The organism is Clostridium sp. YIM B02569 (assembly GCF_022320765.1).
GTDB classification, from domain to species: domain Bacteria; phylum Bacillota; class Clostridia; order Clostridiales; family Clostridiaceae; genus Clostridium; species Clostridium beijerinckii.
Genome location: NZ_JAKJJX010000015.1, coordinates 1 through 13,718, shown reverse-complemented (window position 1 = coordinate 13,718; position 13,718 = coordinate 1). Strand labels below are relative to the sequence as shown.

17 protein-coding genes are annotated in these 13,718 nt (G+C 29.0%); 6 read left to right on the top strand and 11 right to left on the bottom strand.

Going from position 1 to position 13,718, the window contains the following annotated elements:
- Positions 1 to 12: 12 nt before the first annotated feature.
- Positions 13 to 168 carry a hypothetical protein gene (locus L3B96_RS14440; protein ID WP_155715541.1) on the bottom strand — a complete coding sequence of 52 codons (156 nt, stop codon included), beginning with the start codon at positions 166 to 168 and terminating at the stop codon, positions 13 to 15.
- 71 nt (positions 169 to 239) lie between these two features.
- Entirely contained in the window at positions 240 to 1,193 is a 954-nt protein-coding gene (locus L3B96_RS14435; protein WP_238861538.1) for a 2-dehydropantoate 2-reductase N-terminal domain-containing protein, read from the bottom strand.
- Positions 1,194 to 1,353: 160 nt separating this feature from the next.
- Between L3B96_RS14435 and L3B96_RS14430 the strand changes: the two genes are divergently transcribed.
- Entirely contained in the window at positions 1,354 to 1,920 is a 567-nt protein-coding gene (locus tag L3B96_RS14430; RefSeq protein ID WP_238861536.1) for a TetR/AcrR family transcriptional regulator, read from the top strand.
- Positions 1,921 to 2,355: 435 nt separating this feature from the next.
- On the opposite strand, the gene L3B96_RS14420 is transcribed toward L3B96_RS14430, so the two are convergent.
- The 3 genes from L3B96_RS14420 to L3B96_RS14410 form a co-directional block, all read right to left on the bottom strand.
- Positions 2,356 to 2,877: a helix-turn-helix transcriptional regulator gene (locus tag L3B96_RS14420; protein ID WP_077308214.1), complete on the bottom strand. Its 522-nt coding sequence runs from the start codon at positions 2,875 to 2,877 to the stop codon at positions 2,356 to 2,358.
- Positions 2,878 to 2,940: 63 nt separating this feature from the next.
- Positions 2,941 to 3,789 (bottom strand): sialate O-acetylesterase, encoded by an 849-nt coding sequence (locus L3B96_RS14415; protein WP_238861534.1) that lies wholly within the window; start codon positions 3,787 to 3,789, stop codon positions 2,941 to 2,943.
- Positions 3,790 to 4,226: 437 nt separating this feature from the next.
- Complete coding sequence (locus L3B96_RS14410; RefSeq protein ID WP_238861532.1) at positions 4,227 to 4,799, bottom strand: flavin reductase family protein; 573 nt, start codon at positions 4,797 to 4,799, stop codon at positions 4,227 to 4,229.
- A 237-nt stretch (positions 4,800 to 5,036) separates the two neighbouring features.
- Here L3B96_RS14410 and L3B96_RS14405 point away from each other — a divergent pair, with 237 nt between their 5' ends.
- The gene (locus tag L3B96_RS14405) at positions 5,037 to 5,429 is read left to right on the top strand and encodes a MerR family transcriptional regulator (RefSeq protein ID WP_077830599.1); all 393 of its coding nucleotides are present in this window, start codon (positions 5,037 to 5,039) and stop codon (positions 5,427 to 5,429) included.
- Between the two features lie 117 nt (positions 5,430 to 5,546).
- Here the strand turns inward: L3B96_RS14405 and murI are convergent, their stop codons facing one another.
- Positions 5,547 to 6,350 (bottom strand): glutamate racemase, encoded by an 804-nt coding sequence (murI, locus tag L3B96_RS14400; RefSeq protein WP_238861530.1) that lies wholly within the window; start codon positions 6,348 to 6,350, stop codon positions 5,547 to 5,549.
- A 411-nt stretch (positions 6,351 to 6,761) separates the two neighbouring features.
- Between murI and L3B96_RS14395 the strand changes: the two genes are divergently transcribed.
- Complete coding sequence (locus L3B96_RS14395) at positions 6,762 to 7,604, top strand: nitroreductase family protein (protein WP_238861528.1); 843 nt, start codon at positions 6,762 to 6,764, stop codon at positions 7,602 to 7,604.
- 110 nt (positions 7,605 to 7,714) lie between these two features.
- Here L3B96_RS14395 and L3B96_RS14390 read toward each other — a convergent pair whose 3' ends face one another.
- Both L3B96_RS14390 and L3B96_RS14385 read right to left on the bottom strand, forming a co-directional pair.
- The gene (locus tag L3B96_RS14390) at positions 7,715 to 8,305 is read right to left on the bottom strand and encodes a TetR family transcriptional regulator (protein WP_238861526.1); all 591 of its coding nucleotides are present in this window, start codon (positions 8,303 to 8,305) and stop codon (positions 7,715 to 7,717) included.
- A 71-nt stretch (positions 8,306 to 8,376) separates the two neighbouring features.
- On the bottom strand, positions 8,377 to 8,916 hold the full coding sequence (locus L3B96_RS14385; RefSeq protein WP_077830596.1) for a GNAT family protein: 540 nt from the start codon (positions 8,914 to 8,916) through the stop codon (positions 8,377 to 8,379).
- Between the two features lie 390 nt (positions 8,917 to 9,306).
- Here L3B96_RS14385 and L3B96_RS14380 point away from each other — a divergent pair, with 390 nt between their 5' ends.
- The gene (locus L3B96_RS14380) at positions 9,307 to 9,993 is read left to right on the top strand and encodes a DUF421 domain-containing protein (RefSeq protein ID WP_023974145.1); all 687 of its coding nucleotides are present in this window, start codon (positions 9,307 to 9,309) and stop codon (positions 9,991 to 9,993) included.
- A 177-nt stretch (positions 9,994 to 10,170) separates the two neighbouring features.
- On the opposite strand, the gene L3B96_RS14375 is transcribed toward L3B96_RS14380, so the two are convergent.
- From L3B96_RS14375 to L3B96_RS14365, 3 genes are all read right to left on the bottom strand, one after another.
- A complete protein-coding gene (locus L3B96_RS14375; RefSeq protein ID WP_023974146.1) occupies positions 10,171 to 10,521 on the bottom strand; it encodes a DUF2200 domain-containing protein in 351 nt (116 codons plus the stop codon).
- A gap of 634 nt (positions 10,522 to 11,155) precedes the next feature.
- Positions 11,156 to 11,683, bottom strand: coding sequence for a GNAT family N-acetyltransferase (locus L3B96_RS14370; protein WP_238861525.1), 528 nt, complete (start codon positions 11,681 to 11,683; stop codon positions 11,156 to 11,158).
- A gap of 265 nt (positions 11,684 to 11,948) precedes the next feature.
- Positions 11,949 to 12,887 (bottom strand): YafY family protein, encoded by a 939-nt coding sequence (locus L3B96_RS14365; RefSeq protein WP_238861523.1) that lies wholly within the window; start codon positions 12,885 to 12,887, stop codon positions 11,949 to 11,951.
- Positions 12,888 to 13,014: 127 nt separating this feature from the next.
- Between L3B96_RS14365 and L3B96_RS14360 the strand changes: the two genes are divergently transcribed.
- Positions 13,015 to 13,467 carry a VOC family protein gene (locus L3B96_RS14360; RefSeq protein WP_238861521.1) on the top strand — a complete coding sequence of 151 codons (453 nt, stop codon included), beginning with the start codon at positions 13,015 to 13,017 and terminating at the stop codon, positions 13,465 to 13,467.
- A 36-nt stretch (positions 13,468 to 13,503) separates the two neighbouring features.
- Entirely contained in the window at positions 13,504 to 13,632 is a 129-nt protein-coding gene (locus tag L3B96_RS27285) for a hypothetical protein (protein ID WP_017210371.1), read from the top strand.
- Positions 13,633 to 13,718 lie beyond the last annotated feature (86 nt).

Genomic DNA, 13,718 nt, shown 5'->3' with positions numbered 1-13,718 from the left:
GAATCATATCAATTAGAGGCTCTTTTCTTTAATAGTTCCAGTGTTTTCTATTAATACGTATTTATCTTCAAGTATATAATACGGAAAATCGGCCATATCTAATTCTTGATTAGGATTACCAGATTTATAGTATTCAGGTATTTTAGTTTCGTCATATCCTTCAAACATTTTATACCTCAATTTAAAATTTACATGAACCAAAAAACTGTCTAGTTATTTTTGTTTAAAAATCACTAAAATTATTTATAAATAGGTGACTCTAAAGATTCAAGCCTAGGAAGTGATATCCCAAGTCTACGTGCTTCAGCAAGAGTATCGCGCACGAATATTACATTACTTTCAGCTTTTAGATTTTCACTCCCACTAGCACTTCTCATTATTTCTCTTGGTAGCTTACCTTCAGCTAATGCTAATTTCATTACAAAAGCCACAATACCTGCAGGTAAATTCACTGCGATATTTATTATTGTACTAACCTTAGAGCCCTTAGCTGCCATCAATGGTGTAAGTTCCCTTAATATTAAAGCAAAATCTTTAAGGGCACTTGTAGAATCAAATAGATTATTAAGCGAACCTGCTTTTGAGGCTGCCGCCATCATACTTGCGTTAGTAATTACATGAAACCATAGCCAATTACGCATATCTTTCTGTTCAGAAATACCAAAACCTGCATTTTTAAATAGTCGAGTTACCATATCATATCTAGCTTTATTAGTAGTATTGTCAATGAAACCCATAAATATGTTTTTCATGAACCCACCATCTAACGTGTTTTTATTTATAAAAGATCCGCCAGCTCCAGGGAATCCCCAAACAACTTGCTCTTTTGGAATTGATCCAATTGAGTTTAAAGGCTCATTAATAATATTATTAAATATTAAAACAGTTGAATTATTAACAAGCGGTTCTAACCAATTTATTATAGTACTTAATTGATTATGGTTTACGCTAATCATGATTAAATCAAAATCATGGTTAGATGATAGTTCTTCTATCATTTTAATTTTCCAAACTTTATTTACTAAATCACCTTTTTTATTCTTTCTGCCATACAATATCTTTAAATTTACTATATCGCCATACTGATTAGTCCTTCCTTTACGCACGTAAAATGTCACATCATTCCCTGCTTGTTCTAAAGCCCATCCATATTGTGTTGAAATTACTCCTCTGCCTATCATTAAAATTTTCATTATATTCCCTCCTATTAAACATATGTTGTTTAAAATACAAGTGTATGTTAATATAATATTTGATTACTCATAAAGCTACAACCAATAGATTTTTAGCTATGTTGTATAAACAACATTTTATTAAATCTGTTGTTTTGTCAAAGGAGATTAATGATAAATTATGAATGAAAAAGATCCAAGAGCAGTAAGAACTAAAAATTTGATTAAAGAGTCGTTTGTTCAATTACTTGAGGAAAAAGACTTTAAATACATAACAATTAAAGATATTACAACAAAAGCAACTATAAATAGAGCAACTTTTTACGCTCACTATTTAGATAAGTATATTTTATTGGAAGAACTTGTTATAGATTGTTTTGGAGAAATGTTACCAATAGAAATTTTAAATGCTACAGATTTAAATGAAGACATTATAAAAGAACTTATTTTCTTCCTTTATGAATACAATATCTCATTTTATCAAAAGCGTAAAATTGATTCTACATCTATAGCTTCTACTGTAGATAATTTATTAAAATACAAAATAGATAACCTTATTGAAAAGATATTAAGTAATATGGTAGCTAGAAATGAATTAGATTTTAAAGATACAAATATATTAGTCAAACTAATTTCCTCATCAGTATATAGTTGTGCTCAATATTGCTATTTTAGTAAGAATGATAAAGAATACAATATTGAAAAAACTATTAGCTTTATTATGAACGGGATGAAAGCTGTTAAATAAAATTATTCTCTGAAAAATGCCCTTCAGCTTCACGAAGCAAGGCATTTAATGTTCTCTCGGCAAATGGATGCGACCGCTGCCTGTCATATGGTCGGATATATCAGTGATTCGCAATTTAGTCGTGATTACTCGAACTTTTTTGGAAGCCCCCCAAAAAGAGACATTGAAAAAATGAGAGGACAGTCACAAATAATGTTTTGACAATTCAATCTATGATCACAAAGTAGGTATTAAGAAATATGACCTATGAGAGCATATTAATATATACAAAATGCTAAAAGGTTTATTCCCGAGGATAAAAAAATAAGTGTGTTTCTGTTTCCCTTAATGACCTTGAAGCAGAAAACACACCCATACTTTTCTATAAAATATCCCTTAAATACTTGGTTTATCGTTCTTTCCTCTCTAATTTCTAAATAACAGATATCCCCTAAATCAATTTTCATTTCTTATATCTTTTAATAGTCCTTCAAACCACTTTACATTTACTAAATGATGTGAATGGGAATTCTCCAACATTTTTCTAAAATATGTAGAAATAGTTTCATCATGCTCAAGAGATTGTTCTAATAAAGAAATTTTCTTTTTAGTTTGTTCAATTTGTATTTCTATTAGTTTTGTTAGATCCTCGCTTTTATATTCATCAGCAAATAGCATTGCTGCATAAAAAGATAAGTTTATATAATCTGTCTTAGATCCATACTTATACATTAATTTTTGAAATTCCTTATCTCCTAGTTCAGTTATAATGTAATTATTAGTCTCCCTAGTATTGTCTGATTTGTTAACTTTTTTAATATATTTTTTTTCTTCTAATTGTTGAAGATTGTAGTAGAATGAACCTTTAGTGAAATTTGCTATATATTTATAGTGTCTCTCTTCCATTAAGGCTAATAATTCGTATCCATAAGAACCAGGGTTTTGTTTTAATAAACCTAAAATTAGTAATGGTATCAAAAAAACACCTCCTTTATGCTCTTCATCAAAATTATATTAACTATTATTTCATAATTATAAGATTTAATCATTGCTGGTTTGCATGAATTGAGATACAAATTCCTCATATGATATTTTTCCTAATGCAAACTCCATACTTTTTATATATATCTTTTCATTTTTAGTATGTGTTCTAGCATTATTTAAATTCAGCAACTCATCTTCGTTAATTAATGGCTTCAATACATGTTGTCTATTAGAAAAGGCCTCGAAATAACGTAAACCAAATTTTCTTTGAGAAATTGCATTAATATGAATACCATCAGGATTAGAAGTTAAACCTGATGCTGTAACAAAGAAACAATTATCTTGTTCAAAAGCAAACTTTTGTAACTCTTCATTAATGAATTTATATTCAGTGCAACTTTTCCCAAATCCTTCTTTACCTAAAAAATCTCCTAATCCACCAATAATAATTGGAATATCTGGAGCATTCAACTCTTTTCTAAAAGCCTCAATGATTAAAAGTAATTTATTATAATATACTTTATAGTTACCATTAACACTATCACTTTCTCCCTGATGCCATAGAATTCCTGTGAGTTCACTACTTTCCATAGCAAATTTAGCTTCAGTTACAGCATGTCTAAAAAGCACTCCGTCTACAGCCCACTCATCCAATGTGCTTCCACCTTCAGCACAAGGAATTAAACCAATAGTTTCTTCTTGGTTCTGACTACACCATGCATCTGCAAATGAACCGGCAAGACTTATTCCCGAAACAGGCCTGTCATAATTGATTGGCTCAGTCATCATCTGCCATCTACCATTACGCAGCATTTGTATTCTTTCATTATAAATTTGGGGTACCTCATGAATGAACCCACGCCCAGCCATATTTGACTGTCCTACCATTAAAAACGATTTAATCATTTTTTTCATCCTCTCTTTTGTTTAATCTTTACTAAGAAATGCTTTTAGTTCTCAGTAAATATTAAGTATTTACTATTACCAATAATACATTTGTATTTATCATTAGTCTAATTAGACTAACATCACTTACATATTATAGTCTAATTAGACTAATTGTCAACTATAACTTTTTTCTTAGCATTTATATGGGTTGGCGGTTTCAACTTGTCCACTTTCCCTTTTAATTCAGTTTCTAATCTAGGCTAGCGCTACTCATGAGTTAAATTCTTACTCATAACCATAACGTTTTTACTTGGTCTTTCCAAGTCATCCTGCCCTCCTTTCGTAAGAACTTTGGGCATAAAAAACACACCATTCATTTTAGAATAATGTGTTTATTATTTATTATTTGCTTTTACTCAGCAACTTCATTGGAAAAATAATTTCACTAGATGTTATTATTTTTTAAAATCCTCCCCTATAGAAAATGCATTTCCAAGCTTATCACCTAATCCATAGTAACTACGGTCATTGCCTACAAATAAAATAGGTTTCAGTTTTGCAATATCGCTATTCCCTTTTTCATCAACTACTTCTTCACTAATCTTAACCTCTACTATCTCTCCTATGAATTGAATATGTGAACCTAATTCAATTGTTTTTATTAGTTTACATTCTATATTTATTGGAAATTCTTCAACATATGGTGCGTCTACAAAAGTCCCTTTGGTTGCTGTTAAACCTGTATCTAAAAATTTAGAATTATTCTTTCCAGTGACTAGTCCAAAGTAATCCATTTCCTTTATATAATTCTCACTAGGAATACTAATTGTAAACACCTTGCTTCTAATAATATTCTCATAAGTAAGGGTAGCTTTTCTTATAGAAACGCCTAAAGCTGGAGGCGCTGCTGAAACTATTCCCCCAAACGAAGCAGTCATTACATTTGGTTCCATATCTACATTATAAGTTCCTATTACAAGAGTTGGTAATGGAGAGAATGCCAATTTCGCTCCTATACTTTTCTTCATATTTCTTCCACCTTCCATAAATTTTTATTTAAATTATACTTTTACCATCACCTTAAATAATGTGTATTGTGAAGTAATATACGCGATTGACAATAAACACTCTAATAGATCCGTAAATTCTTTTTTATACTCTATGATGCATATCTACCTCCACATTGAAACTCATATATTTATGTGATATGCTTATTGTAGTACGTTAAAGTAACTTTAAGTCAAGTAATAATTTAAGGAGGTTTTATGGAAATTTTTGAGTCTGGAGATATACCAAAATATACAATTAATCAAGTCTCTCAAATTACAAACTTATCTAAACCTACTATTAGATACTATGAAGATATTGGCTTACTTTCAGATATAAAACGAGATAAAAATAATATTCGCATGTTCTCTGATAATAATGTTAGCAGATTAACAACTATTCAATGCCTGAGGAATACAGGCTTTGGAATTGAAATAATTCGTAATTATTTTGAACTTTCTTCAGAGAATGCAGTAAAACTTAAAGATAGATATTTAATGATTTTAGAACACGAAGAATTACTTCTACAAAAAAAATATGATCTTGAAAAACAACTTACTAGTATTCAAAATATTAAACTTAAATATGAAGAAGATTTAAGAAATAAGTAAAAAGGATAAATTCTTGAAGTATTTAATCTGCCTTCAATATCATGATCATAATGATCAGCAATTAGGATTCCATTTTAGTTTTTACTATTTCCTGTAATCATTTCTGATGAATGGCTCTTAAATCTTTTCAGAAATATTATATTCGTTGATATTATCCATTCTTTCAAATAGTCTGTTATATTTATCTAATACTGCTTTATCCTCGACTCTAATTCCTGAATTATAGAAAGTGATGTTGCCATGCCCTTCATTTAATAAATTCATTTCTTTCAAAATTCTTTTAAGATTTTTTGCAGTGCCAATGTTTCCATCGATTATACTAACATTTGAAGGCACTAATTTTCTAACCATATCCTTATAGTAAGAAAAATGGGTACACCCTAAAACAATAGCCTCATAATTATTTAAATCAAATTTAAATAACTCCTCTTTAAGATACGGTAATACTATTTGTTCATCAAACTCAAGTCTTTCTGAGAATTGAACTAATCCTGGAAGAGGAAGTAAGTCAACAACATGTTCGTTATCTAATTTATGAATAAGATTATGTAATTTTTCTTCCTTTAACGTCAAAGCAGTGGCAGTTACCAATACTCGTTTATTCATATCTTTGTTTTTTTCAATGGCAGGCTTTACTGCAGGCTCCATACCAATAATCGGAATGCTATATTTACTTCTCAACGCCTCTATTGCTACACTTGTAGCAGTATTGCAAGCAATAACTACTGCCTTAACTCCTTGTTCAACAATAAAATCTATAGCATTTAAAATATACTTTTTAACTTCATCTTTTGGTTTTGGTCCATATGGAACATTTGATGTATCTGCATAATATATATAATCTTCATTAGGTAACACTTTTAACGTATCATATAATACAGTGATACCGCCAATACCTGAATCAAAAAAACCTATTTTCATCTTTTTCTATTCCTCCAATAAATAAAATTTATATGCTACTCCAATGAAGCTTTATTGTATCATTGTTTTACATAAATTTACTTCAGCAAAACAATTATAACACATTTGGTAAACATCACATTGTTCAATTTTCAAAGTAAAACTAATTTAAAAAATTATTTTTAAATTTTTGATTATCGCAAAAAATAAGAAATCTACTATTATGAAAATCACCTTATTAGTAAAGACAGGGCTGATGGTGTTTTATATATTCAAATTATATGTGGAGCCGGCATAACTAATTATAAGTTACATATTTATAAACTTGTAATCAGCTTTATTATATGATAAAATTCAATTACAAGTTACATACTTAAGTATTTGTAACTTTCGATTAAATTCTATAATCATCTCAAGGGGAGGAATTATAATATGGAAAAGGATAATAGAAATTTGATACAGATTGATCAATCTAAATGTACTAAGTGTGGAAGCTGCTCCAAAGTCTGTCCAACTGGCTTTATAGGTATGGATGAAAATGGACCAAAGGTAGTAGGACAGTTTTGTATCGCCTGTGGTCACTGTGTTGCTGTTTGTCACTGCTCAGCACTTGACAATGTAAAAACGCCTTTAGCAAATCAAGTAGAACTAGAAAAAACACCAGTTCTTGACGAAGATACTGCATCTCGCTTTCTCCGCAGCAGACGTTCTATTAGAGAATTTCAAAATAAGCCAGTTCCTAGGGAAAAGATCGAACAGCTTTTAAATGTTGCCAGATTTGCGCCAACAAGTGGTAATTCACAAGGGGTTTCCTATCATGTAATTGATAATCCTGATACATTACGCAAAATCACATCAGTTGCAATTGATTGGTTAGAAGAGGCATTGAAACACCCACCTTATGCTGGATCACCATTAGAAGCACCATTTACCAATCATGTAAGACACTATCGTGAGACTGGTGAGGATGTTGTATTACGTAATGCTCCTTGTCTAGTAATACCAATAGTTCATAAAAATTCTTCATCAATGGGACATGACAGTACGCTTTTTTCTCTAGCATATGCTGAACTTTATGCGGCTTCAATGGGACTTGGAAGTTGCATTACTGGATTTTTTGACGCTTGTGCTGCTTCTGGTTATAAGCCATTACTTGATATTTTGAATTTGCCAGAAAATATTAAGGTTACAGCAGGACTTATGGTCGGCTTTCCAAAATACACGTATAAACGTTTGGTAGATAGAAATCCATTGCAAGTTACTTGGGGAAAATAATAAGAAATAAATTGTATGATTTGCATTAATTTATATTTTAATGTGACTGTGATTTAGATAACCATATAAGAAATGGCCGATAATAGTCGGCCATTTCTTATATAAAATATTTACTTATTGGAATTCTTAAGTCCTTTTATTAGAAGATTTATAACAGATTCTATGTTTTGTTTTCTGTCAGGATCTTCAAATGTGTTTGGATGAATAAAAACGCTGGTTGCAAGATATACAGATCTCGCCTCTTGATAAGGAGATTCTGTAAAGAATATACCTTCTGTAATTCCTTGCACTATAACCTTCTCAATAGAATTAATTCCCTCTTCTATACCCTTTTTTATTACTTCCATTGATCTCTGAGCTAGTTTTATGTAGTTTGCAAACATTTCCGGATCATTAATAGCACTGTGATGTTTAGCTTCAACAAAACTTTCGAGTAAATTACTAAGTTTAACATCTGCAGGACTATCTTCTTTTAATATGTTATTTGACGGAGCATGCAAACGTGTAAGCCAACGCTCGGTAACAGCGTTCCATAGATCCGTTTTTCCATTATAATATCTATAAATTGCAGCATGACTTACTTTTAATAATTTTGCCACGTCAGTTATATTCGCTTTATCTGGTCCGAAACGGCGAATTATTTCTTCTGTTGCATTAAGGATCATTTCTTTATCTAGCGATATTTTATCCAAATTTATCACCGCTTTCTTATTTTATTTTTAATTATATCATTTTTAGTTTTATGTTTCAAATTACATTAATTGTAACAGAATTAAATTTGTTGTTTCTCCCATTCTTTTTTCAGTAATGCGTACTGAAACGTATTTTCATATTTAGGAATTCCATTTTCATCTTTTATAAACGAAATAAATTCTAAAAAACATCCCTCTTTACGCATCCCTAATTTTTCACACAGTTTTTGTGATCGATAGTTATCATCTTCAACATATGCATATAATCTTCTAGCTCTTTTTTCGTTGAAAAGGTATTGAAATAAAGCTTTCGCACTCTCGCCAGCATATCCTCTTCCCTCATATTGTTCATTAAAATTCCATCCTATGGAATAGGTGTCTGGTTCTTCATACAAATAAAATAATTCTCCAATTAAATTCTCGTCATCATTCAATAAAACAGCAATATGAGAGTCATCTTCACTTTTCTTTTTAGCCTCTGATATAGCCTCCTCATGTGTTGTTATTTTCTCACCTCGAAAACAGTTAACTCTAGGATTCGATAAATATCCCAGTAAACCTTTAGCGTCAGCCAATGAGAAACTTCTAAGTACTAATCGATCTGTAATAATCTTTTCCATAGGTACCTCCAATAATAAATATCTTGCCCAAGCAATATAGTATTCTAGTCTATAAAAAATTAAACCCACTTATGATTTTAATTTATTTATGGATAATTATAACATATCTTTTGAATATCCTATTATTCAATTTTCAAAAATCTATTTTTATTAATTGCTATGCAAAATCTACATATGGCTCAATATTACACACACATCTAATAATATCAATTTTCTATATACATTTTTTTAATATGTGGACAATTTATGCATTAATCATTATAATTGACTATTTATTTGAATATAAACGTTATTAATAGTCAATAATCCATTTATATTTATTACTTTTTATACTGCAATATTTTGTTTGCATAAATATTATTTTCACTATAACTTTAGGAGGTAATACCAATGATCCCAACAAACACACCTGACGTCTTACTAAGAACATTTATACTTTTTATAACATTACTAGTTTTAACCAGAATATTAGGGAAAAAACAAATGAGTCATCTAACTTTTTTTAATTACTTTACTGGAATCACAATTGGCTCAATAGCAGCTAATATGATTCGTGAAACCGAAGAACCTTTTTGGGATGATTTTATAGGGTTAATTTTTTGGTGTGTATTAACTCTTTTAGTTGAATACATTGGCTTAAAATTCAGTAAATTAAGACAAATAATTGATGGTCAACCTACAATAGTTATAAAAAGAGGGGTAATTTTAAAAGCTTCTTTAACATCTAATCGTGTTAATTTAGATGACTTATTAATGCTACTTAGGAAACAAAATATATTCTCTATTAAAGAAGTAGAATATGCTATATTAGAGCCCAATGGAAACTTAAGTGTAATGAAAAAGCCACAAGATCAGCAAATTACTAAATCTGATATGAACATTAATATTCCTACACCGAAATATTTGCCATCTGAAATAATTTCTGACGGAAAAATAGTTAAACATAATTTGAAAGAATTAAATTTAAGCGAAGATTGGTTATATTCTCAACTTAAAATTCAAAATATATCTAATTTAGCTGATATAATATATGGAGAACTTCAAAGTGATGGTACATTATTCTTACAAAAGAAATAATTTATATGCAAAATCTTCTTCCTAACATTTTTATATAACTTATTTCACATAACCTCGCTAATCTTTATACTAACTAAAAATACATTACATGATATTTTAAAATTAATCTGCTCAACAAAAAAAACACCAATTATTTATATTTCTCATATAAAATCAGTGTTTCTTCGCTTTTGATAATTATTTTCTTAAAATTTTATCCATCGCTTTTCCTTTTGCTAGCTCATCTATTAGCTTATCCAAATAGCGAATTTCCTTCATAGTTGGTTCTTCAATGTCTTCCACTCGAACACCACAGACAACTCCTTTAATCAAAGTTCGTAAAGGATTCATTTTAGGAGCTTCTGCAAAGAAAGTCTCAAAATCAGCCTGTTTTTCCAGCTCAGCTTCTAGCTCTTCTTTGCTATATCCTGTCAACCATAGGATTATTTCATCAACCTCTGTTTTTGTACGTCCCTTTTTCTCCGCCTTCATAACATAAAGGGGGTAGACACTTGCTACACTCATTGTATAAATCTTATGTTTTGTCATAATACATCCTCACTTATGTAATTTTCTTTATTTATAATATTTAAAGCATTTCTCTGAAATTTTCACTAAAAAACCCCTCCTAATAATATTAGGAATTTATAAGTTTAATTGAAACTATTGAACATAAGAACAAAAATATGCTAACTCCTATTAATAAGGTGTATTCTTTTTTCTTATTTAACTTGAAAGAATTAATACCTATTATTAATTGTTGTATTCCTGATAACATAAGCCAATTGGCATAATCATTTTTAGATTATGGTTCACAATAGAAAATATTGCTGTTAAAATAGTTACTATTGATACTGTTATATTAATAATCTTGAATTTAGTATTATAATACATAATTATCCCCTCGAAATCCATAGCGAGTTTATTTGCATTTATTCACATTAATCTAATTATATACCAATTACTTTCAAATATTCAATAAAATCGCTTTCTACTTATAATATGATCCTCCCATAATTAGAAAGTAATAAAACCTTTATTACTTCTTTTTTTAGAATTGTGTAAAAAAAATCGTAAATCCAATCTTGAATAATACGATTTTAAAACTTGCTATTTAATTTTACTGATTCATAACTATATGGAGAATATTCAACAAATACTATATAGGACTATACATATTATTTCATATTAATTTTTCATACAGTTTAAACGAATCCAATCCGTAGTTTCCGAGGCCCAAATCAACAGTATCAATATACTTAAATCCACATTTTTCATAAAGCCTAATGGCAGGCATATTACCTTCAAAAACATCCAATCTAATTGATTTAACTTTTGACTTAACACTATGTTTATCAGCAAAGTCCATTAGTGCTTTACCTACACCACATTTCATAAATCTTGGATGAACAGCAAATGTATGTATAACAAAAACATCTGAATATTCATACTCAAATCCCCATTTAACATTATAATATGCCGGTTCAGGCTCATGGCTTAAAATAATAGAACCAATGATTGTTCCATTATGCTTTGCTACATAAAGATTTCCGTTTTTAATGCCATCAATTGCATTTTGCCTTACAGGATATATACCCTTTATCCATCCCGGATAATTTACTCCATCTGCCAAATAATCATTTAAATCATTATAAAGATTTTCTAATTCATCAATATCATTTACTTCCCCAAATTCAATAGTAATATCCATATGTATCACCTCCAAATCAATTCGAAATATAAATTTTGTTTTATTACAATAATTTACCATTACAAATCGATTATAACATATCTTGTAAAAGCTATATTACTCAATTTTCAAAGAACATTTTTATAATTTACTACGTCAAATCTACAGATTGTAAATTACCTTAACGAGAAATCTGAATTTATCGCTCATAACTTTTTTAATATCCTCAATAGAAAACTTATATATTAGTACTTTAATCAAATTAATATTTTAGTATATATAAGTATTAAATTTCTTCATAATAATTTAGAATCTTTTTAATTTTTTCATAAATAATAGATTTTAATGATTGTGGTTTCACTGATTTAATAGACGTACCGTATCTAAGGAAATAATTAGATATGAATTCTTCTTCACCCACATTAAAAAATCCCTTTATAATTGTCTTTGTACCTAATTCTATTTTCATAGAAGGATAGTTTTCCTTATAAAAAATATCTTTTGCACTATCTAAAATTTCTACTTCGAATTGAATACTTTTATCAGATTGGCAGAACTCTAAAGGAGAGTTTATTAATTTTTCAATTGGAAATTCTAACTTATCATTGCTAAATTCTAATGAGGTCATTTTATCACATCTAAAAACTTTGTATTTATTACTCTTAAGCTCTATTCCACTAGCATACCACTGTCCAAATTTAGAGGAAATTTCAAAAAACTGTATGTGATAATTTACAGTTTTGTTATTTTTCAAATACTCAATCTTACAGCTAATTTCATTAATAATGCTTTCTAAAATCTTATCTAAGAATTGACTAACACTATTATGCTTGGATGCTTCAAATTTTAAGACCTTTTTCATCTTATTAATTTCTTTTATTTGTTCTCCTGATAGGCAGTTTTCAAATTTTTCATTTAATTTTTCTATACTCAAATGAAAAGGTGTAGACTCGTAGGCTTTCAGTGTGAGCATTGCAAAATATAAAGCATATACTTCATCTATGGTAAATATAATAGGTGACAATAATCTATTTTTCAATATAACATATCTTCCGTACCTACCTTGCTCTGCATAAATAGGCATTCCCAATTCTTCTAATGAAGCAATGTCACGCAAAGCTGTACTTCTTGAAATGTTATATTTATTTATTAAATCACTTAAATTAAAGTAATCTAAATCATTCAAATATATCATCATATGGTTTAATCTTTCTGATTTTTTCATATACCCTCCGTTGTAAAATTTTCCTGAATAAAGGTTTCATATTTTGACACCTTTAAGTATTATACTCTACTTATATCAATAATATAGTCATTGATATCTAATTTATTATACAAAGGAGATTAATATTATGAGTACAACGCTAGAAATTGCTATTTTCCTTTCAATGAATGGAGAAGCACAAGATGCTATTAATTTTTACAAGAAACACTTTAATGCAGAACAGTTAATGATTATAACATATTCAGACCTGGTAAAGATGGGGGATAAATCAATAGAAATTAATGACGAAAATAAAAATCACATCTCTCACTCTGTTTTAAAAATAGGTAAGACTAAAATTATGCTTAATGAAAATCCAATGGATGCTAATGAAAAGTACCAAGCTGGTAATAATACTTCTCTATGTATTCAAAGTGCTGATTTGGAGGAAATCCAACAATTCTACAATAGCTTAATTACAGATGAAAGAGTTAGAATAATTGTACCATTATCCAGTAATATATTTAGTAAAGCATATGGTATTATTGAAGACCCATTTGGTATTAAAATCCAATTATGTTTTGATGAGAGATTAAAGTAACAATTATTCAATGTATGAGAAATAAGAGGTTTGGAATTGGTTTATAATATGGTGTTTACGGGTAAACTGTATTTTATTAAAGGAGGTGCAGTATTGGATATTAAAAAGATTCTTGAAATCCTTAATAAAGAAATGAAAGCTACTGAAAATAATCAATCAAGTTAATTACTATAACCTAAAAATAGAGTCTGTCAAGACTTTCGTGTAAACTTCAAAAAGTAATATGTTTATTTTATAAGGTTGGAGGTAGA